We start from the raw sequence: 24,396 nt of genomic DNA, 5'->3' as shown, positions 1-24,396 counted from the left end.
ACCGATCAACCACATCGTGGTTTACGAAACCATAGTGCAGTGCAGATCTGGACGCTAGCCCTCACGACCTGCGGACGAACGATGCGTTGTGCGTTGACAATGCTTCGACGATGTGAGTACGGTCACGCCACGATGTGGTTGATGACACCACATCCTGGAGAGGGGGTTCGCATGAACCGCTTGACGTCACGCCTGAGCCTCGTCGGGCTGGCGGCCGCCCTGAGCCTCAGCGCCGCGTGCTCGTCGTCGCAGAGAGGAGCCGACCCGGAGAACCCCTACCAACTGGATGTCGCGGTCCTGGCGGCCAACGAGTTCTACTCGATCCCCTGGCTCGTCGGTCAGAAGCGAGGATTCTTCGAGGAACACGGCGTCAAGGTCGGCAAGATCGTGGCCGGCAGCGGCGGTAGCGCGACCCTGCGGACGCAGCTGTCCGGTGACCTTCCGATCGGCGAGGTCGGCTACAACTCCGTCCTCCACGCCGCCAAGGAAGGCGTGCCGCTCGTGGCCGTCGGCGGCGGCGTACAGAACACCCACGGCGGGGAGTACTACGCGCGCAAGGACAACGATGAGGTCAACAAGCTCGCCGACATCCGGTCCTGGGCATACACCAATCCCGGCTCCTCGATCTACGCGCTGTCCTTCATGATCCTGGAGGAGGCCGGCCTGCCGACCAAGGCCGAGCGCGTCGCCGCAGGCGGTGTCGGCGAAGGCGTCGCCCTCCTGGAAGCCGGCAAGGTGGACGTCGCTTGGCTTCCTCCCACGCTGGCCAGCCGCCACAAGGACGACTTCAAGCTCGTCGTCAGGACCCATGACTACGTCGACAAGTTCCAGGCCAGCGTGATCACGACGAGCCCGCGATTCGCCAAGGACCACCCCGATGTCGTCAAGGCCGTTCTGGCCGGCTATCAGGAGGCGATCAAGTGGGCGACCGGGAATCCCGAGGAAACGGCGAAACTCTACGCCGCGCACGTTGACGTGTCGTATGACGCCGCCCTTGAGGTCGTCAAGGGCGCGACGGGAGCGGTGGCCTGGAATATCGGCTTCAACCCCGAGTCCCTCAAGTCGGGCACCAAGTCCGCCGAGCTGAGCGGCCTCAAGGGCGGGGTCGACTACTGCGGCCTGTTCGACGGCAGCTTCCTTCCCAGAGGCGCCACCGCGGAGCTACCCACCGACTGCTCGTGAACGAGCCTGACCCAGGAGGGCTGATCATCGTGGCACCACACGAATCGACCGCAACGTCCGTTCCAGAGCCACCGATCCGCACGAGTCACGTGCAGGCTCGACAGGTGACGCGCAGGTTCGGAACCGTCGACGCGCTCGGACCGGTCGACCTGGACATCCGGCAGGGAGAGTTCGTGTCGATCGTCGGTCCCAGTGGGTGTGGGAAGTCGACCTTGCTCGAGCTCGTCGCCGGACTCCAGGTCCCGTCGTCGGGCGCGGTAAGGGTCGCGGACGAGCCCCTGAAGGGACCGCGCCGCCACACCGCGGTCATCTTTCAGGATTCGGCGACCCTCCCGTGGCGCACGGTCCTCGACAACGTCGCCTTCCCGCTCGAGGTCCGCCGGGTGGCCCGAGCCGAACGCCGCGCTCAGGCCGCCGCCCTGCTGGAGAAAGTGGGGCTGTCCGGGTTCGCCGCCCACCACCCCGGCCAGCTCTCGGGCGGGATGAGGCAGCGCGTCGCCATCGCGCGCGCTCTGATCATGGAGCCGGACCTCATTCTGGCCGACGAGCCGTTCGGTGCGCTCGACGAACAGACCCGCCTCCTCATGGCCTTCGAGCTCCTCGCCGTGGTCGAACGGCTGGACGCGGCCGTCCTGTTCATCACCCACAGCATCCAGGAGGCGGTCCTCCTCTCGGACCGAGTGCTGGTGATGGGTGCCCGCCCCGGAACGTTCCTCGACGAGATCGGCATCGACCTGCCTCGACCCCGCGCCGAGGACACACTGACCATGCCGATGGCAGTCGAGGCGACCGAACGCATCTGGAGCACACTTCGCCACGAAGCCTCGACCAGCATGCAGGCAACATCGTGACCCGCCTGGCATCCTCGGGCTCGCGTTCGACGCTCCCCGGCTACCTCCGGCTGGACCAGGGCCGATCGCTCGGCCTCCCCCCTCCGGTGTGGCGCATCGCCGCCCTTGTCGTCTTCCTGGGCGGAGTGGAGGTGTATGCGCGTTACGTCCTGGCGACGCCGTTCGAACTCGTGCCCGTCACCGACATGGCGGTCCGTGCATCCGAGCTCATCAGGGAGTCGACCTTCCTGCGCGATGACCTCGCGTGGACGGCGCTCGCGGTCGGCATCAGCTTCGTCGCCGCCGGAATCCTCGGGGTCGCCATCGCGTTCGGCATGCACGGCTTCGGCTGGTGCGACCGCGCATTGCAGCCCTATGTCTCGGTCTTCTACGCGGTCCCGACCTTCGCCATGTATCCGCTCCTGGTCGTGATCCTCGGCACCGGGCTGACGCCCATCATCCTGATCTCGACATCGTTCAGCGTAGTCGTGGTGATCGCCCGGGCACGCGACGGCTTCTCCTCGGTCCCCGCCTCGGTCGCGAAGGTATCCCACTCGCTGCGGCTGACCCGATGGCAGCACTTCCGCCTGATCCTGGGGCCCGCCGCGCTCCCGGACATCATCTCGGGCCTCAAACTCGCGCTCTCCTACGCGATCATCTCCGTCCTCGCGACCGAGTTCATCCTCGCGACACGGGGAGTGGGACACTTCATCTCGCGGGCCTACGAGAGTTTCGACTCGCGCGATACCTACGGCGGCATCTTCCTCGTCTCCATCCTCGCCCTCGCTCTCGTCCTGCTCGTCGACCGCCTCGGTTCCGCCATCGACTGGAGGCAACGATGACCGCGCAAACCCCCGTCTCGCCCCGGCGGAGGGCGGTCGCCAACGGCCTCGGGCGGCTCTGGCCACCGATCCTGTTCGCGCTCCTCGTCGTGGCGTGCTGGTGGGGGACGGCAACAGTGCTGAAGAGCACCGTCGTCCCCGCACCCGGAGCGGCCGTCAAGGGATTGCAGGCCGAACTCGGCAATCCCCGGTTCCGGGCGAGTGTCCTCGACACCGTGCGTGTCCTCGCCATCGCCTACATGGCGGCCGCGGCCGCCGGCGCCATCGCCGGTACCCTGCTGGGCGTACGCGCCTTCTGGTCGCGTGCGCTCCTTCCCCTGGTCTATGTGCTGAACTCCGTGCCGAAGGTGACATTGTTCCCCGTCTTCCTGCTCGTGCTCGGGCTGGGTGACCTGAGTCGCGGCTCGTTCGCCTTCGCCTGTGGCGTCGTGCCCATGTTCATCATCGCGGCCGAGGCGACCCGCGGTGTGTCCCGAACCCACCTGAAGCTGGCCGCGTCGCTACGTGTGGGGGAGATCCAGGTGATGCGAAAGATCGTGTGGCCCTCCGCCCTGCCCGCGATCGCCGGCGGGTTGCGGCTGTCCTTCGGATTCACCTTCCTCGGGTTGGTCCTCGCCGAGATGTTCGCTGGTTCATCGGGCCTCGGCCAGGAACTCTTGCGCAACGTCTCCATCGGGCGCATGGAGAACATCGCGGGAGAGGTGATCCTTATCGCGGTGCTCGCCCTCGCGCCTACCGCACTCCTCACCTGGGCCGAGCGCTGGACCGCCGAGCGCTACGGACACAATGCCTAAACTGAAGCGCCGGGCTCCTGATCCGGGGGCAGTGGCCAGATGAAGGCGACATCACAGAAAACGACCTCACGGAAACTCGCCTGGCGAGGAAGGGAGAAAGGCATGGCGGCGGGTCCCTCCGTCCTCGTGCTCGAGAAGGCGGTCAAGCTCCTCGACTGCTTCACACCAGAGCGCACACACCTATCCGTCGGCGATCTCCACCGCCTGACCGGTTTGCCGGTGACCACCGTCGCTCGACTGATCAACACGCTGGTGGCACTGGAACTGCTCCACAAGACCGGAGATACCTACAGAGTCGGGTTGCGGGTGCTCACCTGGACGGCGGCCGCGACAGCCGCCTCGGACCTCCTGGAAGCGGCAGACCGGGCAGCGGCACATCTCCGCGACCAGACGGGCGAGACAGCGGGTATGTACATCCCGCGCGGTACCACGCGTGTGGCGGTCGTGGTCAAGCTGTCTCACCAATCGATCATCTTCCGGGGCTATGTCGGGCAACTGATGCCGATGCGCGCCGGCGCCGCCGGAAAGGTGTTCCTGGCCTACGACCGACATCTCCTCAGCGCAGTTCTCGTCGAAATGAATGAGGGCGCCGGGATCGAGGTCCCACCCGAGCTGGAGGCGCAGCTGGCGCTCACCCGCGAGCAAGGCTGGATCCTGACCGAACAGGAGCGGGAAAAGGGCCTGAACTCGCTCGCGGCCCCCGTCTTCGACTCAACCGGCGCCGTCGTGGGTGCCCTCGGCATCGGCGGCCCGTCCTTCCGCTTGAACGCCCAGTCGGCTCGAGAGTTCGGGCCGCTCGTCGCGGAGACCGCCGCATCCCTGTCGAGCCGATCGGGTGACGGCCCGAAGCGGAGCGTCGGCAACTCGGCCTGAACCACCTGCGGGATCATGGTCGGCCCACACAGCCCGCCCTCCGCGTCCAGGCGGCAAGAATCTTGCGGTCGACCATGGAGACGACCGGCGACCGTCCGTCGGGAAGCCGGCCGAGCCCGGACGGTTGCTCGGGGACGCGCGCCTCCACGCGCAGGTCGGACCGTCCTCGACCATGGACATGGCCGTTTCCGTCATCGTCGGCCTCCCCCGACAGCGCTGACTGGTTCCGCCCGCCGGTGCGGCGTCGCGTCCGCGCGGTGTGCTCGGAGCCGGTCCATCGCCTGATGCAGTTCGGGGCTCTCGATGGCCACGATCGCTCCGAGCAGGGCAGCGTAGAGCAACCGGGTGAAGTAGTCGGGCATGGCCGTGACCGCGACGACCTGCGCGAGCAGGGCCACCGACAGCGCACCGGCCAGCAGACCCAGCGGGGCTCCGCGGCCGTCAGCCCGAGCACACCGGCGGGGAGACCGGCGCGGAGCGATGTGGTGCGGAACATGCTTCTCAACTCTCCCGAGGGATGAGCCGAAGGTGAATAAGCGCATAGTCACCAGCAAGGATGAGCTGTGTCAAGGCTCACAGTGTCACGCAGAGTCACGGCACACCGCGCGAGCCGCCTCGGCATCGCACATCGGCCTCGAAGGAGAGAGTTCCGGACGGCCAGACGACAGGCCCGAGACACCCAGGATCCGGCGCCCGGTCCGCGGCTACAGGACAACCCCCGGAGATCGGATATCGATCAGCCACCGGCCCCGTCGGCTCGTGCCTCGAAAAGACGAGGGGATGGGCGCGTCTCCGCCGCCGGGGGTGGTGTGGTCGGTGTGGTCGGGGTCGGGCAGTACCCCGCCTGCGTGCGTGGCCGTCGCCGGAGCATCAAGCAGTAACTCCTGTTTGTCGTGGACTGAGGGCTCCTCGCAGCCGGCACCTGTGCGGGAGCGTTACCGGCGACGTCTTTGGGCGCGCCGCCGGATCAACACGATCCGCCATAGTACGAGCGCGACCAGCACTATAAAGCCGATAGAGAGCATGACCTTGTGGCCGGTCCCGAAGTAGTAGCCCAGCACGCGGATCATGGCATCGAAGATGAACAGCATCCTTCCCCCTGCGCGAGCCGTACCCGATGACAGCCGCCCCATTCCCGGTCAGAGCCCATGACGATTTGGGTAGCACTTTATGGCCCGGAGGGCGTAGATCAGCCAAGGTCCGGGGAGGCCCCGCGGGCCCCCGATGTGGTACACAGCGGAATACCGCGCAATGCGCGGTACGCTTTTACCTCGCCGCACGTAAAGGAACACTCGTTGTCCGGCGAGATGGAGATTATCGGCGCCTCAACGCAGTTACCGCCCTCGTGGCCGCCGCAGGTCGCCATGCACCACGCCCGGACCGGAACCACCGGCGCGCTCCCGGCCGCGGCACATCAGTCGACTTCGGGGAATGCCATGAAGCGGACCAGTATCGTGCGCGCGTCCGGGTCAGGGGGATCGCTCGCCTGGACGTAGCGGGTGAAGAGCGCCATGTAGTCGTTCCAGAACTCGGTGACCTGCGGAAGGGTGAGGGCCAGTTCCCCTCGCGCGAACAGTTCGGCGTCGCCCCACTTGCCCATCAGGTCGCGCCGTGCCTGGAACCGGGCCAGCGCCTCGGCGTCCTCGACCGCCTCGAACTGCTCGAACTTCGCCAACTCTCGGCGCATCTCCGGGCTCATCCGGCTGCGCGGCGGGAAGCGCAAGTCATGCCGAGGAACCCGCCACCAGCGCTCCCGGCCGCTGCCGTGCTCGGAAGCCTCCTCGATGAACCCGTGCGCGGCCAGCTGCCGCAGGTGGTAGCTGGTCGCACCGGTGTTCTCGCCCAGCGCCCGGGCCAGTGAAGTGGCCGTCGCGGGCCCGTCCCGATCGAGCACCCGCATGATCCGCTTCCGCAGCGGGTGGCGCAGCGCGCGCAGCGCCGCGGCATCAGAGAGCTGGCGGGGTTCCGGACTGTCCGACATCGCTTGCACTCTACCAAAAGCCGTTGCATAGTTCTTTGCAAAGAGTTCTGCAATACGGACTGGAGTGTTCCGCGTTGCCTCACCACACCCCCCCGGGGTCGCCGGGACGCATGCATCACGGTCACCTCGGGTTACCGCCGTATCTCCCCACATCAACGGAGGGAACAATGCCGCAGTCGGACGAACACCACTTCACCCGCCGCACCCTTCTCGGCAGCGCCGCGGTGATCGGCGCAGGAGCCGTCGCCGCCCCCGTCCACGCCGACGCTGTCCCCCGCCACGCCCCAGCCGGCCCGCCGGTAGACCAGAAGTCGATCGACGCCGTGGCGGCGCGGCTCGACCGCGCTCTCGTCGCCCTGCGCCGGCGCATCCATCACCACCCCGAGCTCGCCGGTGCCGAAAGCCGCACCGCCGCAACGGTGGCGGGCCGGCTCCGTGCCGCAGGACTGCGCGTGACCGTCGGCGTGGGCGGGCACGGGGTCGTCGGTGTCCTCCAAGGCGCCCATGCCGGACCCACGGTCGCCTATCGCGCGGACATGGACGCGGTGCCTCCAGCCGATCAGATCGGCGGCGGCGGCGAAGCGGCGCACCTGTGCGGGCATGATCTGCACACCACGGTGGGCGTCGGCGTCGCGCAGGTCCTGGCACGGTTGAGGCACGGACTCGGCGGCAAGCTGGTCTTCCTCTTCCAGCCCGCCGAGGAGAACCTGACGGGTGCCCGCGCGATGCTCGCCGACGGCGTGCTGGAACGGACCAGGCCGCAGGAGATCCACGCCCTGCACTGCGGCCCGTTCCCGGTCGGCCAATTCGCCGTCACCCCCGGTACCGGGCTGCCGGGCCACGACCATGCCGCCATCACCCTGACCGGCCCCGACGCGGCCGAGCAGGCACGGCAGCTCACGACCGGGATCAACGCACTCGGCACCGTGGCCATCCCGCAGACCCCCGCGGACTTCGAGCGACTCGTCCGAGACATCCAAACACCGGCGGGACCACTGGCCCGGTTCATCGCCATCCGGGCCCAAGCGGGCGAGGCCGACGCCGAAGGAAGGATCAAGGTGGAGGCGTCCTACAAGTGCTGGCCCGAGGAGCGATACGTCGAGGTACGTGACACCATCCGACGCCTCACCCAGCCCTACGCCGGCTCTCGGCTGAGCTTCTCCGCCGAGCCATTTCCCGCCATGGTCTGCCCGCAGAAGGAAGGCCATGCCCTCAAGCACCACCTGCGCCGCGTCCTCGGCTCCGACTCGGTCACCGTGCTGCAGGCTGCGGTCCCCTTCAACGGCGAGGACTACGCGCTGTTCCTGGACCGCATTCCCGGCACCTACACCTTCCTCGGCGTCCGCACGCCCGGCGCCGACATCACCACCTGCTATCCGCACCTGGGCACCTTCGACCCCGATGAACGAGCCATTGGCATCGGCGTCCGCGCGATGGCAGGCTGGCTCGCCCAACGCACGTCGACCCAATGAGTTGATCTCAGCGATTCAGCGGGCGTGGCCGTGTTCGAGATGGGTGAGGACGGGGCCGGCTCTGGGGATCTCGCCGATTCGGCTGGTGCCGGCGGTGATGTGCAGGATGCGCCAGGGTTGGGTGAGGGGACGAAGCCGTGTCGGCCAGGTGGCGCAAGGCGAGCAGCGGCGCGTGCAGGTGCGTTCGTCGGCGTCCAGAACGTGACTGCCGGTGCGTTGCTCGACCGGTTGTGTGGTCGCGTTCGACGCGGGCGCCATTGGTCAGGTGCCCGGCTGCTTGAACAAGCTTGCGCACCGGCAGACGCGGGGTGGACGCCCCCACCCACACCCGCATGACCTTCCTCGTCCTCAAGGCTCCCCATACCTCCAGGACACCGAACCACCAAGCCGTCCCAAGACGTCCTGAACGATCCCGCCATCACCGGGCCGGCAACCGAGGAAGCCCGCTCGCCGGCGTCAGGTGCGCTCGCCGTCAAGGCTCGTCCGCCTGGAGACTTGCCTGGTCAACGCGGCATGCGCCTACCTGGAGGTGAATGGTGATGCGTCCGCCATCGCTATGCGGCCAGGAAGCCGGCCCGCCCGCACCCTCCGCGGGGGCCGTGGTGACGGGGCGGGGACTCGCGTGCAGACCGCTGCCTGCGGACCGGCTTCGGCCGAGACGCCGGCCGACCGGAGAGCATCACCATGTACGCGTGTGCGAGTGCGCCTCCTCCCAGTACAGCGGATGAACACCGCTGTCGAGGGGCTCTCAGTGGCGGCTTTCCGTCGCTGCTCGGAGAGCATCGAGCGTGGGCTGGGGCGGCTGGTCGATGACGGCCTTCGACTCGTCCACCAGGCCGGTCAGGCGGGCCACCTCAGCATCGGTCAGGTTCGCGGCGACCTCGGACGCGGCGATGTTGGAGCGTAGGTGACCGGGATCGGTCGTACCGGGGATGACGACCATGGCCGCCGAACGGCGCAGCAGCCAGGCCAGCGCGACCTGGGTCGGCGTTGCGCCGAGGCGCTCCGCCGGGCCTGTCAGCTCGTCGTAGCTGGTGAGCTGCCCGGAGGCCAGCGGGGTATAGGGGACGAACATGATGCCCTGAGACTCGCAGTCGGCGAGGACCTCGACGCCACTGCGGTCCAGGAGGTTGAAGCGGTTCTGCACGGCCGCTATCGGTGTCATCGTCTGCGCGCGGGCCAGCATCTGCGGCGACGCGCCGGACAGACCGATGCGGCGGATGAGCCCCTGGTCGCGCAGCTCGACGAGCACTCCGAGCGATTCCTCCAGAGGCACATCGTTGTGCGCTCCCGGAGTGTCTCCGGCGAGCCGCAGGTACGTCAGCTCGCTTGTCTCCGTCCCCAGGTCGGCCAGTGCCTCGTGCACCTGCCGACGGACCGTGTCCGGGTGGTTCGTGATGATCCACGACTTACCCGGGCCACGCCCGGCGCCTACCTTGTTGCCGACGATCACCCCCTCCGGGAACGGCCGCAGCGCCTCCCCGATCAGGCGGTTCACCATGCGCGGCCCGTAGGCGTTCGCGCTGTCGAAGAACGTGACTCCTAGCTCGACCGCCAGGCGCAGCACCCGCCGCGCCAACTCGGGATCCTCCGGCGGTCCCCACACGTTCGGCCCGGCGAGCTGCATGGCGCCGTATCCGACACGGTTCACTGGCTTCTCCTCGGTGTCTCACTGATCCGCAAAAGTACGTATCACTGATCGACTCAGTGATACATGGAATGCCGTAACATTGCAACGTGGACGACGCGAAGACCCGAACTCGGCGGCACATCATCGAGGTGGCGGCCGGCATCCTGGAACGGGAGGGTGCGCAGGCCGTCTCCACCCGGTCGGTTGCCGCGGCGGCGGGCATCCGCGCCGCTTCCCTCTACCAGCACTTCGGCGACAAGGACGGCCTCCTCTCGGCCCTGGCCGTCCACGCCTTCGACCTCTACCTGGCTGAGAAGCACACGCTGGCGCACACCGACGACCCGGTCCACGACATGCGCCGCGGCTGGGACATGCACGTCGACTTCGGCCTGCGCCACCCCGCCTTCTACCTGCTGATGTTCGGCACCGACCGTCCCGGCCGCCGTCCACCCGCCGCCGACAAGGCCAACGAGCTCCTGCTGAGATTCCTCGACCGCGTGGCCGCCGCGGGGCGCCTTCGAGTCCCGGCCGCCCTCGCCGCCCACCTCAGCCTGGCCGCCGTCAGCGGCGTCACCCTGTCGCTGATCGGCGCTCCCGCAGAGGACCGCAATCCTCAGATCTCCGTCAGAGTGCGTGACACCCTGATCGACTCCCTCATCACCGACCCGCCCCAGGCGGCCGCCGCAGACCCCGCCCTCGCCGCCCGCGCCCTCGCCCTTGATGCCACCCTCGCCTCCGCGGACCAGCTCAACCTCCCGCTACGCCCGACCGAAACCGCTCTCCTCCGTGATTGGCTCCACCAACTCGCCCACTGACCCGAACGGTCGGGTCCACCACTCGGCGTGGAGGTGGAGGACTCCGCCTGGTCACCGCCGCGGCTGAGCGCCCGGCCGCCGCGGGACCGGCCGCGCCCGGAGGCGCTGGAGGGCATGGCGGCACGCTTCGGCGAAGTGGAGGTCGTGGGTTCTGGACCGGCCGGTCTGCTCCTGTACGGAGGGGAGCGCTGGAACGGCCACGAGGCAGCCGCACGTGGCCTCGTCGACAAATGCACGGAGAACGCACCGGCGGCGGTCGAGCGAATCCTGACATCCCTGCGCGACGCGAACGACTCGGCCATCACCTCGACGACGACGTCCATCAGAACCGCGCCGCGGTTCCAACGCTAGCGATACGAGAGGACACCCATGGATCTGCGTCTGAGCGGTGCGCGTGCGATCGTGACAGGGGGCTCGCGCGGAATCGGGCTCGCCGTAGCCCACCGCCTCCTGGTGGAGGGGGCAAGGGTAGCGCTCGCCGCCCGAGACGAACGGCGTCGACGTCCTGGTGAACGCGGCCGCCCAGCCATCGTTCGCCTCCGCGCCCCCGGCCCTCACCGACCTGACCGATGACGAAGTGCAACGAGACTTCGACACCAAGGTGCTGGGCTACCTGAGATGCGCCCGAGCCGTCGCCCCGCACATGACCGCGCAGGGCCAGGGCAGGATCGTCAACATCTCGGCATGGCCCGCTGCGCAATGTGCGTTGCGCAGCGGGCCATGGGTCACAAACGAAGGGCCTCAGTTCAGAGGCGCCAGTTCGCCGCGGAAGAAGACCAGCGGCTTGGCGTCGCCGAGTGCATGCGCGCCGTGAACCAGGCCCGTCACCGCGACGTGGTCACCTACCTCATGGACCGCGTACAGCTCACAGTCCAGCCAGGCCAGGACACCTTCCAGCAGCGGAGATCCCAGCGGGCTGAGGCTCCAGGTCCGCCCGTCGAACCGGTCGGCGCCCTGGGAGGCGAACGATGCGGCGACGTGCGGCTGGCGCGCAGACAGCACGTTCACGCAGAACCGCCCGGCCACCTCGATGAACGGCCACGTCGTGGAGGACTTGCCCGCGAAGAAGGACACCAGAGGCGGATCCAGCGACGCTGACGTGAACGATCCGACGGTCATGCCGGTCGGGGCACCATCATGCATGGCGGTGATGACCACGACGCTGGACGGCACGTGCCGCATGATCTCTCGCAACTGGCTCATGGCATCCATCCTCCGAAGATTCCTCCCGGATCCGCTTGGCCTGCGGGGCACCTGACCCCGACGATGATCCGGGTCAGTGGGCGGCTCCGCCGGTGGCCAGAGCGCGGCCGTAGCGCATCCGGACCGCGATCACGAGACCGACCAGTGCGCACGCGGCGAACAGCAGGAACACGATGGTGTAGCCCGCGTCCGTATAGACCGGCTTATGGCCGGTGTGGGTCAGCACGTGCGAAGAGAGGAGGGCGCCCATGATGACCGGAATCGCGGACGACGTGAAAGCGGAGCAGAAAGCACCGAAACCTGTTGCCACGCCGGTCATTTTCCCGGGCACCGACTCGATGATGAGGTTGTTCAGCCCGCCGTAGTAGCTGCCGCCCGCGATTCCGCCGATGATCGCGAAAACGGCGAAGTACCACAACCGATCATGGAAGAACGCGGTCAGCAGGGAGGTGGTCGAGCTGACTCCCAGGCACATGATCATGACCTTGCGAGGGGAGATCCGACGAGTGAGATAGCCACTCAGTGGACCGAACACCATGCTCAGGAGTCCCCAGCCGAGAATGACCACGCCGACCTCGGAAGCGGAGAGGCCGAATGCATAGCTCGCTCCGGGTGTGCTCTTCGTTTGCAGCATCTGTGAAACCATGTAGGTCCACAGCAACGGCACCTGACCGAGGAACGCGAGGACCATCGCACGGCTGAGCCCGGACGTTCGCAGCAGTTGCAGCGGAATCATGGGTTCCCGCACGCGTGATTCGGTGAAGAGGAATCCCGCTAGAAGGACCACGGCTATCACGATCGGGAGCAGTGCGGCCGTCGAGCCCCAGCCCTTCGACCCGCCCTGGGTGATGCCGATCAGGAGCGACAGGGCACCGAGTGTCAACAGCAGCGAACCCTTGAGATCGACCTGCCGCAGGCTCGAACGCTCGCCGGTAGGACGTGTGGAGGGAACGAAGATCGCGACCAGGGAGCCGAAGACGAGCATGTAGACGGCGCAGAACCAGAAGATCCCGTGATAGTCGCCGACGCTCAGCAACGCTCCCGCGAGCAGGGGCGAGGCGAGGATCGCGACACCGGTCGCCGTCGAGCCCATGCCGACCGCGACGGGAACCATCCTGGGCGGCATGTACTCGCGGAAGAAGGAGTAGATGACGCCGGGCAGGGCCACCGCGGACGCCTGGAGCACCCGGGCCACCATGATCAGGGCGAACGATGTGGTCAACGCCCCCACCAGTGAGCCGACGATGAACACCACCGCGACCACCATCAGGATCCGCTTGCGGCCGAAGACGTCCGCCAGCTTCCCCATCAGCGGCTGGATGGCCGCCGCGACGAGCAGGGTGACGCTGAAGACCCAGGGCAGCTGGGCCGGGGTGAACGGAGGGATCATGTGCGGCAGCACGGTGACGAACGCCGTTGCCCCATAGGTCGTGGTCTCGGCCATGAGCAGAACGATGACCAGGATGAATACATAATGCGCGGTGGACCGCGGCGGCGCGGCGGCCATCGGCGGATCTTCGGCACTCCGTGCGGGCGACTTTTCGTCGCGACGCGGTCGCTCTATTTCAGGGGTGGACATCGAGCGCCTTCCCTTCAGGCAGCGTCAGTGGGAGCGTTGGACATTTTCACGGCTCACTTGAATTCAGCGGACCGTTCCCCCTGGCAGGCGTGCACGGATTCGGCTTGACGAAAAGGGGCCCCCCGGAGAACCGCCCTGTCCTGACGGGTTCCTCTCCGAACACCTACGCCCTTGTCCGCGCCGCCGACGGCGTTACCTACTGAACTGGCTGTCTTCAGTGGCTCGTTAAGGTCGGCTCGACCGAGTCGCGGTGGTCCATCGCCCTCCTCGGTTTCTGGCTCGGACGGCACACGCTCAACCCAACGTGCACAACACCATCAGAAGCGGAGCGCGACCTTTTGTCTAATGCATCTCGACGCCGTTACTATGCATCGAACGCATCAACCTTCCGATCCCGGGAACGCTCACCATGATCGACCTGTCGAAGCTCCGCCACGCGGTGGCGGTAGCCGCTGCCGGAAGCTACACTGCCGCCGCCCAGGCCATCCCCCTCTCCCAGCCGGCACTGACCCGCAGCATCCAGTCACTCGAACGCCAGTACGGCCTGACCCTGTTCGAACGCGACAAGTCCGGTACCCGGCTGACCCCCGACGGCGTCCGCTTCATCTCCCAGGCGGAGCGGCTACTCAGGCACGCGCAGGCCCTGGAGGAAGACATCCAGAGGCTCGCGGCAGGTCACGGAGCCACCATCAGCTTCGGCATCGGCCCGGCCTCCGCCTTCACATTTCTGCCGGGCGCGCTCCCCCTGTTGCTCGAGAGTGCCACCGACATCCGCGTGCGGATCCGGGTCGGCTCCAACAGCGCGCTGCGAAATCTGCTCAGGTCCGGCGAGATCGACTTCTACATCGGCGGGGTACCGCAGGACTCGGACACCTTCATGACCTCTTCCGAGCTGACCGTCGAACCCATCGCCGTCACGTCCCGGCTCCAGCTCATCGTCCGCGAGGGGCATCCGCTGCTCAAGATCACACCGACTCGCGATGACATCGCGGCATACCCGCTGGTGGCCGCGACGTTCGTCCGTGACACCCTTTCCGAGACCGACGTCGTCAGCCTGGGCATCCAGCGCCCCACGATCGAGATCGACGACTACGACCTGCTCACCGACCTCGTCCGGACCACCGACGCCATCCTCGTCAGCAGCTCCATCTTCAGCAGATACCGCATCGACCTCGGAGTCGTCGCGCTGAACCTCGACACGCTCACCACGCCCAGACCGGTCACCTACGCGTTGATCTACTCCAGCGAGCATGGCATGTCGCCGGTCGCGGCGAAGGTCTCCACGGTCCTCGTCGACACCATCTCCGCCGCGCTCCGCAGCGAAGAAGAAGCCCCGTAGGGCAGTCCGAGATCGTGATCTCGGACTGCCGTTCCAGGGACGGCACAGCCGAGAACATCGTCCACGCGCGACCCGGTCATCGCACGAGACATCGCCCAGCCAGCCACTTCTCTCGACGAAAATGCGGTTTTCGCGTACTGTCTGAACGGTTCGCCACCCCGCACCGCCGTGGAGGATCAGTAAGATGATTGAACTCGCCACGGAGCTTCGATGGCAGGACCCCATCTGCACGATCCCGATGGAACGCCTGCTCCTCTCGGAGAAGGTCGGATACGACGCCGTCTTCACCGCCGAGGGATACGGCAACGAAGGCATCGTCCCGCTGGGCTACATCGCCGGCCGCACCAAACGACTCAAGCTCGGGACGCGCATCACGGAGGTGACCGGGCGCCCGCCCGTGCTCGCCGGGATGGCCTACCAGACGCTCAACCACATCAGCGGGGGCAACCGCGTGATCGCCGGACTCGGCAGCGGTTCCCCGCAGGCGGCCGAGGGCTTCCACGGCCGTAAGTGGGGCCGCACGGTCCCGCGTATGCGCGACTACGTCACCATCCTGCGTCAGGTCTTCGCCGGTCAAACCATCGAGCACCAGGGCAGCGAGTGGGCGGCGCCCTACCGTGGTCCCGGCCATCAGGGGATCGCCCCGGCGCCGATCGGGCTCCAGCCCATGGGCGACATCCCGATCTGCATCGGCGCGTCCTATCCGAGAATGATCGAGCTGGCCGCCGAGATCGGCGACGGGTGGATGCCTCCGGGATTCGCCCCCGGAATGATGGACGCCTACCGGCCGATTCTGCGGCGGGGCTTCGACAAGGCCGGCGGCGGCAAGGGCTTCGACGACTTCAAGATCTGGTCCCACGTCGACGTCCTGGTCGACGACGACGTGCAAGCGGCCATGCGGCCGTTCAAGGAGTACGTCGTCACCTGGTCAAGCATGCAGCGCGCGAACATGGAGGCGCGTGGTTACGCCGACCTCGCGGACCGGCTCGCCGACATCATGGGCAACGTGACCGCCGCCGACGCCGAAGCACGCGTGCAGCAGGGGCTGAACCTCCTGCCCGACCCGCTGTGGCAGCAGGCTCTGGACGCCGTCCCGGACGAGTACATCGACGACGGCTGGCTGGTCGGCCCGGTCGAGCGCATTCGCAAGCGGGTCGGACCATGGCTGGACTGCGGCCTCACCGGGCTGATCGTACGTTACGGCCCGCAGCTCGGATCGACGCCGCCGGTGGAGAACCTCGACGTGTTCGTGGCGATCGCGGAGGCGGCAGGCAAGGAACCGACTTCCTGATCGATGCCTTACCCGGGCCGGATCGCGGCAGCGGCTCAGGGTGAGACGAATTCCACTGTCAGTCGGGTAGCCGATTCGCTGCCCACATCCTTGAATACTCGGCGTGAAGCCATAGCGACAAACCGGGAGTTTCGCGTGCCAAAATCTCAGCCAAATGTGGTCATCATCCTTTTCGACGATCTGGGCTACGGCCAGTTCGGATGCTTCGGCTCCGACATCTCGACGCCCAACGTGGACGCGCTCGCCGAAGGGGGTGCGCGCTACAACCGCTTTCATGTGACGGGTCTGTGTTCACCGACCCGTGCATCCCTGCTGACCGGTCGCAACCATCATCGGGTGGGCATGGGACAGCTCACCGAGAGCCCGCAGACCAGTCCGGGTTATTCCGCGCACATCCCCACCTCCGCGGGGACCCTCGCGCAGGTGCTGCGGAACAACCGGTACAACACCATGGCGGTCGGGAAATGGCACCTCACCCCCCGGTGGGAACGCAGCGCCCGCGGACCCTTCGATCGCTGGCCACTCGGAATGGGATTCGAACGGTTCTACGGGTTCCTCGGGGCCGAGACCAATCACTGGGCCCCGGACCTCGTCAGCGACAACGGTCCCGTAGCACCCCCGAAGGGGCCCGAAGAGGGTTACCACCTGACCGAGGACCTGACCGACAAAGCCATCCGGCTCATCCAGGACCAGCAGCAGACCGGTACCGACAAGCCATTCTTCATGTACTACGCCCTGGGCGCCATGCACGCGCCGCACCATGCTCCGCAGGAATGGATCGACCGGTACCGGGGACAGTTCGACGAGGGGTGGGACGTCTGGCGCGAAAGGCTCGTCGAGCGGCAGAAGGAACTCGGCATCATGCCCGCCGGCGCGGAACCGAGCCCCCGGCCCGAATGGGTGACGCCGTGGGAGGAGATGTCGCCCCAGGAGCGACGGCTGTGCGCGCGGAGCATGGAGGTCTACGCCGCGTTCCTGAGCCACACGGACGAGCAGATCGGCCGCCTGACGCGGTTCCTGGCCGAGCTCGACATCCTCGACGACACGCTGATCTTCGTCATGTCGGACAACGGCGCGAGCCCCGAGGGCGGCCTCTTCGGATCGAACAACTACCACCAGGTCGCCGGCGACCACGAGCGCGACGAGCAGGAGACTCTCGAACAGATCGATGAACTCGGCGGGTTCAAGTCCTACAACCACTACGCGTGGGGCTGGGCCTGGGCGGGGAACACCCCTTTCCGGCTGTGGAAGAAGTTCACCTGGCTGGGCGGGACCCGGACCTCACTCATCGCGCACTGGCCGAACGGCATCTCGGAACCGGGCACGGTGCGCGACCAGTTCTGCCACGTCATCGACGTCATGCCGACGGTTCTCGACATCGCCGGCATCACTCCCCCGGCGGAGATCAACGGGGTGACCCAGATGGACCTCGACGGCACCAGCTTCCGAGAGTCCTTCTCGGCACGGGAAACGCCCAGTGCCCGCACGGCTCAGTACTTCGAGATGGTCGGATCGCGTGCGATGTACTGCGACGGCTGGAAGGTCACCACCAACCATGTGGGACCCACACCTCCGCTGGAGAACCAGCTGATCCCCGGCAGCCCGTCCTACGACACGGACCACTGGGCTCTGTTCGACCTCAACAGCGACTTCGCGGAGAACAACGACCTCTCCGCCCAGCACCCCGAGATCGTCACACGGCTGGTCAACATGTGGTGGACCGAAGCCGGCCGCAACAACGTCCTCCCGCTCGACGACGGGTGGCTCTTCAGGCGCAACCGCAGGCGGGCCCCACAACAGCCGCCGCGACGATGGGTGTTCCGGCCGGGAGGTTCCCCGGTGTCGGAATTCGTCCTACCGCCGCTGAGGTTCGGATTCACCCTTACCGCCACCGTGACCGCCGGCGAGTCCGCGAACGGCATCCTGGCCGCGTTCGCGGACTGGAACCAGGGGTGGTCCTGGTATGTCCTCGACGGCCGGCCGGTCTTCGTGGTCAAGTTGTTCGGTCGCCTGTACCGCTTCCCGGCCGAGGTCGTCCTCAGCGCCGGTGATCACACCCTGTCCGTCGACTACCGTCAGGTGAAGGGATCCGGCGGAACGGTGGTACTCCACGTCGACGACAAGTCCAGCGGCGACGGCCGGATCGCCGAGGACCTCCCGTGGTTCTGGCAGATGGGCCACCCCGGCCTGCTCGTGGGCCGGGACCAGGGATTCCCCGTGTGCGACGACTACACGCCGCCCTTCGTGTTCACCGGACTCGTGCACACCGTCGTACTCGAGGTACCCGACGAGCCACCAGCACGCCCGAAGGCCCAGGCGTCGACCGGCTTCGCCCAGGCCCTCCGTCACGAATGAGAGACTGCTCCCGGCCACCGCGAGGTGGCCGGGAGCAGTGCGCTCACCGCGCCATCGAGGGGTGCGGTTCAACCGGTACCAGCACGACGTTGACGCGCCCCTGCCGGGGAACATCCGTCGCGTACCAGACCGTGTCGTCCGATGCGAAGACGGTCAGCCTGCCCGGCTCGGCCGGGTCCCACTCCGCCTTCCGCATGTAGAGCGGCGGCGCCATGTAGTACGAGCCGCTGACGATCGGCTCGCCGTCGACGACCAGGACCTCGAACGACGGGGTGCCGAGGACCTCTTCTTCCTCTTCGATCTCCCGCATCGCACCGGCCTCAGTACTCGTCGGCGGGCGGTTCGCCGACCTCGGGGAAGAGGTCCTGGAAGGCGCCGACGGTGATCCGCCGACGCACCGCTTCGGGCGCGTCGTCGAACAGCTCGTGCAGCGTCTTCTGCGTGTGCCCGTAGGTGCCCTCGAGATGCGGGTAGTCACTGCCCCACATCACGTTGTTCCACCCCATGTACTGCATCGCGCCCACCGCGGTCTCGTCGTGCTGGAACGACGCGTAGACCTGCTCGTACAGGTACTGCTTCGGTGGCTTCGACAACTGCGGCCGCACGAACATCCCGTGCTGACGGTAGCCCTCGTTCATCCGGTCACCAAGGAACGGGCCCCACGTCGCGCCCCCCTCCGACACCAGGATCCGCAGGTCCGGATGCCGCTCCAGCGCCCCGGAAGCGATCATCTGCATGGTGGCGACCTGACCGCCCCACGTGGTCTGCGTGTAGTTCAGCACCGCGCCGCCGGGTCCGCGGAAAACCTGACCGAAGCCCTTGTCGGCGTCCACCGGCTCGGTGCCGATGTGGAACGCGAGGACCTGGTTGGTCTCCTCGAGCGCGGTCCACAACGGGTTCCAGTAGTCGATGTAGTGGTACGGCTTCTGGCCCGGCGGCACCGCGGTCGGCAGGAACACCGCCCGGAACCCGAGGTCCGCGGCGCGGCGCACCTCGGCCACCGCGTCCTCGACGTCGAGCAGCGAGATCGAGGCCGTGGGCACCAGCCGCGGTGACGCGGCCATGATGTACTCCTTGGCCCAGTCGTTGAGCGCCCGCACACCCGCGGCCAGCAGGTCCCGGCTCTTGATCGAGCTCGCCCAGATGCCGATCGAGGGGAAGGTGACCTCGGCCCAGATGCCTTCCTCGTCGAGGTCCCGCAGCCGCAGGACCGGGTCGTTCGCCCCCGGCGCGCGCTTCGCGACCATGTCACTTATCGTGTCGCCCGAGCTGCCGGGCTTGGGCATGTTCCGCTTGAACTGCTGCCCGTCGACGGTGATGATCTCGTAGCCGTCGAACTTCTGGCTCCTGGGCATCCGGTCCGCGAGCGCCTTCGGCAGCCGCTCCTCGAACAGGTCCGGCGGCTCGAGGAAATGCGAGTCACCGGAATTCGCCCAGATCTTCTTGGGGATCGCCATGATCCTTCCTCCCTGGTAGTGGGTTTCCGTGCCGGGATCAGCCGATCACGATGACGCCGCGTGCGGCGAGGTCGGCGATGGTCGCGTCGTCGTAGCCGTACTCGCGCAGGACCGCCTCGGTGTGCTGCCCCAGTGTGCAGCCCACGGTCGCGGTGGTCACCGAGCGCGAGAAGTCGACGACCGGGCCCACCCGGGGATAGTCCTCGAAGATCGGGCTGTGGACCGTGGCCAGATAGCCGTGTTGCTCGCCGAACTCGCCGATGTAGTTCCGGTCGACGGTTCTCGTGTCGGCCTTCACGCAACCGACGTCGGCGGCCAGCAGCTCGCGCTCCCAGTCGTCGGCCGTGCGGGTGGCGAACACCGCGGCCAGTTCGCCGACCAGCTCGTCCGCGTGCGCGGCGCGCGCCTCAGCGTCAGCGAAGCGGGCATCCTCCCCGAGCGCGGCGAAGGCGGGCACCGCGGTCAGGTCCTCCCAGTCACCCGTTGCCGGTGCCGCGAGGAACACCCAGTCCTCGGCCGTTTCGTACAGCCGGTAGAGCGGGCCGAACCCGAAACCGTCCGCGTCCACGGTCGGTGCGGCCGGCCTGTTCGCGTACTCGATCGCATCCTCGCAGAGTGAGTGCGTGGTCGAGTTCAGCATCGTGGTGAGCGCGTGCTGACCCGCCACGCCGCGCCTGCGCAGGTACGCACCGAGAGACAGCGCCGTGGCCACCGCGTAGGCCGCGATCCCGTCTGGCTGGGTCGCCGAGCTCATTCCCGCCGCGCTGATCTGGATCGAGCGGGCCCGCAGCTCGGCGAGCCCGCCCGGCTCGTCCTCGGCGATGAGCGCTCCCGCGTTGCGCATCGCGATGCCCGCGCCGGCGGAGATGGTCGGCGCGAACGCCGGCCGGTGCCCGTGCGGACCGCCGTACCCGTAGCCGGGGGCGTCGAGGTAGAACAGGTTGGGGTGGCGGGACAGCAGGTCGCGCGCGCCTACGCCCAGCCGCTCGGCGACCCCGGCCCGGAACGAGCACAACACGAGGTCAGCGGTGGCGGCGATCTTCTCGACGATCTCCTTCGCCTCCGGCGTGGAGATGTCCAGCGCGACCGACTCCTTACCCTGCAGCACCTTCAGCCCGCCCGCCTCCGGGAACGCCTGCATCGTCCGCATCGGGTCGCCGCCGGTCGGCTCGATCTTGATGACCCGCGCACCGAGGTCGGTGAGCATGGTCGCCCCGAAGGGCGCCGCGTAGAACGTGCCAAGTTCGAGGATCGTCGTCCCGGCCAGGGGCAGCTCGCCGCCAGGGCTCTCGTCGCTGATGACGGGCTCCCGGCGGACGGCGGCGGCCCTGGCCCGCAGCTCGGCGCCGTGCTCATCGAGCCGGGGCGCACTGCGTCCCAGCGTGGCCGGGGTACCGGACAGCTCGACCAGCGCGCCCGGCTGCAGGACCGGGCCTCGCTCCGCATCGTCGATCGAGACCGTGTGGCCGCCGAACTGCATCTGCGGGTGGTGCAGCACTTCTCTGGCGTGCCGGAAGGTCTCCGCGAACACGTCCGGGTCCTGGTCGAAGACCGCCTCCCACTCGGCGAGGGTCTTCTTCCGCACCTCGGTCAGCAGGATGTCCCAGAACTTCATTCGCTGCTCGGTGGCCTCGAAGCTGGGCAGGGTCTTCCACTCGGGATCGTCGTACATCCACTCCAGGCCACAGGCGCGAAGGAACGCCCGGAACAGGCGCGGCTGGGTCTGGGAGAACTGCAACCAGTGCCCGTCCTTGGTCATCGCGACGAGCAGCAGGAACGTGAAGGTGTAGTTCGGCACGCCGTCCTTGGAGATCGGCGGCTCGGCCTTGAACGCGTCCGGGAACCGCTGGGCGATCATCGTGTTGGCCTGGTTCCAGGGGTCCTGGCCCGACAGCGCCTTGGCGAGACTCACCTCGACGAGCTGTCCCAGCCCGCTGGTCTCCCGCTCCACGAGGCCCGCGAAGATTCCCTGCAACAAGGCCTGCGCCGCGCTCCAGGAGGCGAAGGGGACCGAGATGAAGGTCGGGCCGGGGCGGAGGGAAGCCGCCGCGTACGTCGTCGCCATGGCACCGAGCTTGGCCAGCACCATCCCCTCGTAACCCTTGGCGTCGCGCATCGGGCCGGTCCGGCCCCACCCGGTCACCGAGCCGTAGACCAGCCCTGGGTTGACCACGGAGAGCACCGAGTGGTCGAGCCCGAACCGCTCCAGCGCGGCCGGCCGCAGGGTGGTGATGAGGACGTCGGCCTCACTGGCCAGGGACCACGCCACCTCCGCGTCGGCCAGCTCGTGCAGATCGAGCACCACGCTCTTCTTGCCACGCGCCAGGAACGGGTACGCCGCTTCGGAGCGGAGCACGCTCCCGCCCGGCGGTTCGACGGCGACGACCTCGGCACCGAGATCGGCCATGAACTGGCCGGCCTGGGCGCCGGTGAGGCCGTTGGATATTTCGACGACGCGCAGGTGGTCAAGGGGGCCACTCATCGTTCTAGCTCCTTCGTCGCATCGGGGTGGTGGAAGTCAGCATGCGAGCCGGAGGGGGGACCGAACCATCGGACTCCGCGGACTCAGTCCTCATGCACGATGAGCCCACGGATGCTGCGCCCTTCCAGCATGTCCGCGAAGCCCTCGTTGATGTCCTCGAGCGAGTACCGCCGAGTGACCAGGTCGTCGAGCTCGAGCTTGCCCTGCCGGGCCATGCCCAGCAACCTCGGGATGTCGACCGACGGGTTACACGAGCCGTACAGGGTGCCGACGATGCGCTTCTCGAACAGCGTCAGCATCGACCCGGACAGTTGGATCGTGTTCTCCGAGTAGTCGTTCGCGAGGCCGACAAGGACGATGGAGCCGCCCTTGCGGGCCAGTTGGAACGCCTCGCTCACGATCTGGCTGTCGACGACGCCCGCCGTGACCACGCAGATGTCGATACCCACCCCATGGGTGTGCTCCCACAGACCCGCGTGCGCCTCGGCCGCGGTGGCGTAGACGAGGTCGGCACCGGACGCCTTGGCGAAGTCCCGCTTCGTCTCCATCGGGTCGATCACCGCGACGAGCGACGCGCCACCGGCGACGGCGGCCCGGACCGTGTTGATCCCGATCCCGCCGGCGCCGTAGACCGCCACCGTGTCGCCCGAGCGGAGGTTGCCCGCGTTCACCACGGCGCCCCACCCGGTGGCGACACCGCAGCTGACGAGCGAAGCCCATTCGAGGGGAATGTCGTGGTCGACCTTGACGAGCGACCGCTCGTCGACCACCGCGTAGTTCGAGAACGTGCCGAGCCCGCCCCCGCCGGGGATGCCGACTCCGTCGAGCCGGTACCGGTAACCGCCGTTGACCAGTTCCCCGCTCAGGATCTTCGCGCCCAGGTCGCACAGATTGCCGCGCCCGCTGGCGCACCACCGGCAGACACCACAGGCGGGAATGAACGACATCGCGACGTGGTCACCGACGGCGACCCGCTTGACGCCCTCCCCCAGCTTTTCGACGATACCCGCGCCCTCGTGCCCGCCCACGATCGGCATCGGCACGGTGCCCCACTTCGAGTGGTTGTCGGAGTGGCAGATCCCGGCGAACTTCATCCGTACCAGCACTTCGCCGGCCAGCGGCTCGTCGACCTCGATGTCGACCACTTCGTGGTCCTGGTGCTTGCGCCGGAGAATCGCTGCCCTGGCTTTCATACCTCTCCCTACCCAATGCCCGGCGCGGGTCGCCCCGCCGGCGTTCACGTGTTCTTCGCCGCTCGGTCGCGCGACGCCGGCCCGTTGACCGGCCGCCGGGCTACGGGACCGGGCTGCTCTGTTCGGACAGCGGCGGCTCGACCTCTCGAACCGGGGCCGGCCGCTCAAGCCCCAGCGTGTCCCGGAGCGTTGTCCCTTCGTACTCGGTCCGGAAGATCCCGCGGTCCTGCAACTCGGGCACCAGCAGGTCGCAGATCCGGTCCAGTCCTTCGGGCATGTACGGCGGCGTGATGGTGAACCCGTCGCACGCCCGCCGGTCATACCATTCCTGCATCTGGTCGGCGATACCGCTCGCGGTGCCCCGCAACAGCTGATGGCTCGCCGACTTGGTCCGGGTCCGGATCAGCTGACGCAGCGTCGGCTTCTCCTCGGTGATGATCCGGTACATGTTCCGATACCGGCTGGCATTGAGCATCGTGCTGGCCGCCGCCTCCTCAACAGTGGGCAGACGCTCCACCGGAATCGGCTCATCGAGATCAAGACCGGTCAGGTCGGCACCGACAAGCTGGAAACTCAGATCGGCCAGACCGACATCCACGGTGATCAGATCGGCGAGCATCTCGGCGATCTCGTCGGCCTCCGCCTGGGTCTCACCCACCACCGGGATCAGCCCCGGCAACACCGTGACCGCCTCCGGCGAACGCCCGAACTCGGCGACACGCCCCTTGAGCTTCGTATAGAACGACACCGCGCCCTCGATATCGCTCTGCGCGGCGAAGACCACCTCGGCGTTACGGGCGGCGAACGCGACACCCTCCTCCGACTGCCCCGCCTGAACGATGACAGGACGGCCCTGCGGCGACCGCGGCATCGTCAACGCATCATGAACCTTGAAGCGGGCACCCTCGAACCGCGGATGGTGGATCTTGCTCTGATCGGCCCACACACCAGCATCCCGGTCAAGAACGACCGCATCGTCATCCCACGCGTCCCACAACAACCGCGTCACATCAAAAAACTCCTGCGCCTGCGCATACCGCTCCGCCTTCACAGGCATCGCCGCATTGAAATTCTGCGC

The 24,396-nt window shown here is 67.7% G+C and carries 22 protein-coding genes and 1 pseudogene; 12 read left to right on the top strand and 11 right to left on the bottom strand.

The genetic code is table 11. The annotated features are described in order from the left end of the window. Nucleotides 1–132 precede the first annotated feature (132 nt). The 5 genes from BM339_RS30700 (at nt 133) to BM339_RS30680 (ending at nt 4,521) form a co-directional block, all read left to right on the top strand. Nucleotides 133–1,182: an ABC transporter substrate-binding protein gene (locus BM339_RS30700; RefSeq protein WP_177287823.1), complete on the top strand. Its 1,050-nt coding sequence runs from the start codon at nt 133–135 to the stop codon at nt 1,180–1,182. After that, nucleotides 1,179–2,033 carry an ABC transporter ATP-binding protein gene (locus BM339_RS30695; RefSeq protein WP_218163806.1) on the top strand — a complete coding sequence of 285 codons (855 nt, stop codon included), beginning with the start codon at nt 1,179–1,181 and terminating at the stop codon, nt 2,031–2,033. The genes BM339_RS30700 and BM339_RS30695 overlap by 4 nt, the downstream gene beginning before the upstream one ends. Beyond that, a complete protein-coding gene (locus tag BM339_RS30690; RefSeq protein ID WP_083598144.1) occupies nt 2,030–2,854 on the top strand; it encodes an ABC transporter permease in 825 nt (274 codons plus the stop codon). The genes BM339_RS30695 and BM339_RS30690 overlap by 4 nt, the downstream gene beginning before the upstream one ends. 116 nt (nt 2,855–2,970) lie before the next feature. Next, nucleotides 2,971–3,648: an ABC transporter permease gene (locus BM339_RS30685; protein ID WP_218163805.1), complete on the top strand. Its 678-nt coding sequence runs from the start codon at nt 2,971–2,973 to the stop codon at nt 3,646–3,648. Nucleotides 3,649–3,750: 102 nt separating this feature from the next. Next, nucleotides 3,751–4,521 (top strand): IclR family transcriptional regulator, encoded by a 771-nt coding sequence (locus BM339_RS30680; protein ID WP_021591913.1) that lies wholly within the window; start codon nt 3,751–3,753, stop codon nt 4,519–4,521. A gap of 191 nt (nt 4,522–4,712) precedes the next feature. Here the strand turns inward: BM339_RS30680 and BM339_RS30675 are convergent, their stop codons facing one another. From BM339_RS30675 to BM339_RS30670, 3 genes are all read right to left on the bottom strand, one after another. Next, entirely contained in the window at nt 4,713–4,919 is a 207-nt protein-coding gene (locus tag BM339_RS30675) for a hypothetical protein (protein WP_075023101.1), read from the bottom strand. A gap of 537 nt (nt 4,920–5,456) precedes the next feature. After that, a complete protein-coding gene (locus tag BM339_RS50185; RefSeq protein WP_177287822.1) occupies nt 5,457–5,612 on the bottom strand; it encodes a hypothetical protein in 156 nt (51 codons plus the stop codon). A 323-nt stretch (nt 5,613–5,935) separates the two neighbouring features. Continuing rightward, nucleotides 5,936–6,502, bottom strand: a complete 567-nt coding sequence (locus tag BM339_RS30670) for a winged helix-turn-helix domain-containing protein (RefSeq protein WP_075023100.1) — start codon at nt 6,500–6,502, stop codon at nt 5,936–5,938. A 167-nt stretch (nt 6,503–6,669) separates the two neighbouring features. On the opposite strand from BM339_RS30670, the gene BM339_RS30665 reads away from it, so the two are divergent. After that, nucleotides 6,670–7,974 carry a M20 metallopeptidase family protein gene (locus BM339_RS30665; RefSeq protein ID WP_075023099.1) on the top strand — a complete coding sequence of 435 codons (1,305 nt, stop codon included), beginning with the start codon at nt 6,670–6,672 and terminating at the stop codon, nt 7,972–7,974. Between the two features lie 748 nt (nt 7,975–8,722). On the opposite strand, the gene BM339_RS30660 is transcribed toward BM339_RS30665, so the two are convergent. Next, nucleotides 8,723–9,625 carry an aldo/keto reductase gene (locus BM339_RS30660; RefSeq protein ID WP_021591927.1) on the bottom strand — a complete coding sequence of 301 codons (903 nt, stop codon included), beginning with the start codon at nt 9,623–9,625 and terminating at the stop codon, nt 8,723–8,725. 86 nt (nt 9,626–9,711) lie between these two features. On the opposite strand from BM339_RS30660, the gene BM339_RS30655 reads away from it, so the two are divergent. The 3 genes and pseudogenes from BM339_RS30655 to BM339_RS50880 all read left to right on the top strand — a co-directional run bounded on the left by BM339_RS30655 (nt 9,712) and on the right by BM339_RS50880 (nt 11,233). After that, nucleotides 9,712–10,419, top strand: a complete 708-nt coding sequence (locus tag BM339_RS30655) for a TetR/AcrR family transcriptional regulator (protein WP_075023098.1) — start codon at nt 9,712–9,714, stop codon at nt 10,417–10,419. A gap of 114 nt (nt 10,420–10,533) precedes the next feature. Continuing rightward, nucleotides 10,534–10,770 (top strand): hypothetical protein, encoded by a 237-nt coding sequence (locus tag BM339_RS30650; RefSeq protein WP_143118665.1) that lies wholly within the window; start codon nt 10,534–10,536, stop codon nt 10,768–10,770. 18 nt (nt 10,771–10,788) lie between these two features. Further along, a pseudogene (locus BM339_RS50880) lies at nt 10,789–11,233 on the top strand (SDR family NAD(P)-dependent oxidoreductase). Here the strand turns inward: BM339_RS50880 and BM339_RS30635 are convergent. Together BM339_RS30635 and BM339_RS30630 are read right to left on the bottom strand one after the other, a co-directional pair. Then, the gene (locus BM339_RS30635) at nt 11,161–11,631 is read right to left on the bottom strand and encodes a flavin reductase family protein (RefSeq protein WP_075023095.1); all 471 of its coding nucleotides are present in this window, start codon (nt 11,629–11,631) and stop codon (nt 11,161–11,163) included. The pseudogene BM339_RS50880 and the gene BM339_RS30635 sit on opposite strands and share 73 nt — an antisense overlap. Before the next feature lie 64 nt (nt 11,632–11,695). Then, nucleotides 11,696–13,129 (bottom strand): MFS transporter, encoded by a 1,434-nt coding sequence (locus BM339_RS30630; RefSeq protein ID WP_021591931.1) that lies wholly within the window; start codon nt 13,127–13,129, stop codon nt 11,696–11,698. Nucleotides 13,130–13,610: 481 nt separating this feature from the next. Here BM339_RS30630 and BM339_RS30625 point away from each other — a divergent pair, with 481 nt between their 5' ends. The 3 genes from BM339_RS30625 to BM339_RS30615 all read left to right on the top strand — a co-directional run bounded on the left by BM339_RS30625 (nt 13,611) and on the right by BM339_RS30615 (nt 18,186). After that, entirely contained in the window at nt 13,611–14,540 is a 930-nt protein-coding gene (locus BM339_RS30625; protein ID WP_021591932.1) for a LysR family transcriptional regulator, read from the top strand. Between the two features lie 184 nt (nt 14,541–14,724). Further along, the gene (locus BM339_RS30620) at nt 14,725–15,831 is read left to right on the top strand and encodes an LLM class flavin-dependent oxidoreductase (protein ID WP_075023094.1); all 1,107 of its coding nucleotides are present in this window, start codon (nt 14,725–14,727) and stop codon (nt 15,829–15,831) included. A gap of 3 nt (nt 15,832–15,834) precedes the next feature. Beyond that, on the top strand, nt 15,835–18,186 hold the full coding sequence (locus BM339_RS30615) for an arylsulfatase (RefSeq protein ID WP_083598142.1): 2,352 nt from the start codon (nt 15,835–15,837) through the stop codon (nt 18,184–18,186). 43 nt (nt 18,187–18,229) lie between these two features. Here BM339_RS30615 and BM339_RS30610 read toward each other — a convergent pair whose 3' ends face one another. The 5 genes from BM339_RS30610 to BM339_RS30590 form a co-directional block, all read right to left on the bottom strand. Next, the gene (locus tag BM339_RS30610; RefSeq protein ID WP_021591935.1) at nt 18,230–18,496 is read right to left on the bottom strand and encodes a hypothetical protein; all 267 of its coding nucleotides are present in this window, start codon (nt 18,494–18,496) and stop codon (nt 18,230–18,232) included. A gap of 10 nt (nt 18,497–18,506) precedes the next feature. Next, nucleotides 18,507–19,643 (bottom strand): amidohydrolase family protein, encoded by a 1,137-nt coding sequence (locus BM339_RS30605; RefSeq protein WP_021591936.1) that lies wholly within the window; start codon nt 19,641–19,643, stop codon nt 18,507–18,509. A gap of 37 nt (nt 19,644–19,680) precedes the next feature. Further along, a complete protein-coding gene (locus BM339_RS30600; protein ID WP_021591937.1) occupies nt 19,681–22,125 on the bottom strand; it encodes a CaiB/BaiF CoA-transferase family protein in 2,445 nt (814 codons plus the stop codon). Between the two features lie 83 nt (nt 22,126–22,208). Next, entirely contained in the window at nt 22,209–23,366 is a 1,158-nt protein-coding gene (locus tag BM339_RS30595) for an NDMA-dependent alcohol dehydrogenase (RefSeq protein ID WP_218163804.1), read from the bottom strand. 52 nt (nt 23,367–23,418) lie between these two features. Beyond that, nucleotides 23,419–24,396 (bottom strand): NtaA/DmoA family FMN-dependent monooxygenase (locus BM339_RS30590; RefSeq protein ID WP_177287821.1); only part of this gene is annotated, 978 nt, incomplete at its 5' end.

The organism is Actinomadura madurae (genome assembly GCF_900115095.1).
GTDB classification, from domain to species: Bacteria; Actinomycetota; Actinomycetes; order Streptosporangiales; family Streptosporangiaceae; genus Spirillospora; species Spirillospora madurae.
This window is presented reverse-complemented; position numbering and strand designations above follow the sequence as displayed.

What these genes read in the sequence shown, in the direction of transcription:
- BM339_RS30680 (WP_021591913.1), top strand. Translation starts at nt 3,751, where the DNA reads ATGGCGGCGGGTCCCTCCGTCCTCGTGCTCGAGAAGGCGGTCAAGCTC.
- BM339_RS30670 (WP_075023100.1), bottom strand. Translation starts at nt 6,502, where the DNA reads ATGTCGGACAGTCCGGAACCCCGCCAGCTCTCTGATGCCGCGGCGCTG.
- BM339_RS30635 (WP_075023095.1), bottom strand. Translation starts at nt 11,631, where the DNA reads ATGGATGCCATGAGCCAGTTGCGAGAGATCATGCGGCACGTGCCGTCC.
- BM339_RS30605 (WP_021591936.1), bottom strand. Translation starts at nt 19,643, where the DNA reads ATGGCGATCCCCAAGAAGATCTGGGCGAATTCCGGTGACTCGCATTTC.
- BM339_RS50185 (WP_177287822.1), bottom strand. Translation starts at nt 5,612, where the DNA reads ATGCTGTTCATCTTCGATGCCATGATCCGCGTGCTGGGCTACTACTTC.
- BM339_RS30610 (WP_021591935.1), bottom strand. Translation starts at nt 18,496, where the DNA reads ATGCGGGAGATCGAAGAGGAAGAAGAGGTCCTCGGCACCCCGTCGTTC.
- BM339_RS30600 (WP_021591937.1), bottom strand. Translation starts at nt 22,125, where the DNA reads ATGAGTGGCCCCCTTGACCACCTGCGCGTCGTCGAAATATCCAACGGC.
- BM339_RS30620 (WP_075023094.1), top strand. Translation starts at nt 14,725, where the DNA reads ATGATTGAACTCGCCACGGAGCTTCGATGGCAGGACCCCATCTGCACG.
- BM339_RS30625 (WP_021591932.1), top strand. Translation starts at nt 13,611, where the DNA reads ATGATCGACCTGTCGAAGCTCCGCCACGCGGTGGCGGTAGCCGCTGCC.
- BM339_RS30665 (WP_075023099.1), top strand. Translation starts at nt 6,670, where the DNA reads ATGCCGCAGTCGGACGAACACCACTTCACCCGCCGCACCCTTCTCGGC.
- BM339_RS30650 (WP_143118665.1), top strand. Translation starts at nt 10,534, where the DNA reads ATGGCGGCACGCTTCGGCGAAGTGGAGGTCGTGGGTTCTGGACCGGCC.
- BM339_RS30700 (WP_177287823.1), top strand. Translation starts at nt 133, where the DNA reads ATGTGGTTGATGACACCACATCCTGGAGAGGGGGTTCGCATGAACCGC.
- BM339_RS30615 (WP_083598142.1), top strand. Translation starts at nt 15,835, where the DNA reads ATGCCTTACCCGGGCCGGATCGCGGCAGCGGCTCAGGGTGAGACGAAT.
- BM339_RS30630 (WP_021591931.1), bottom strand. Translation starts at nt 13,129, where the DNA reads ATGGCCGCCGCGCCGCCGCGGTCCACCGCGCATTATGTATTCATCCTG.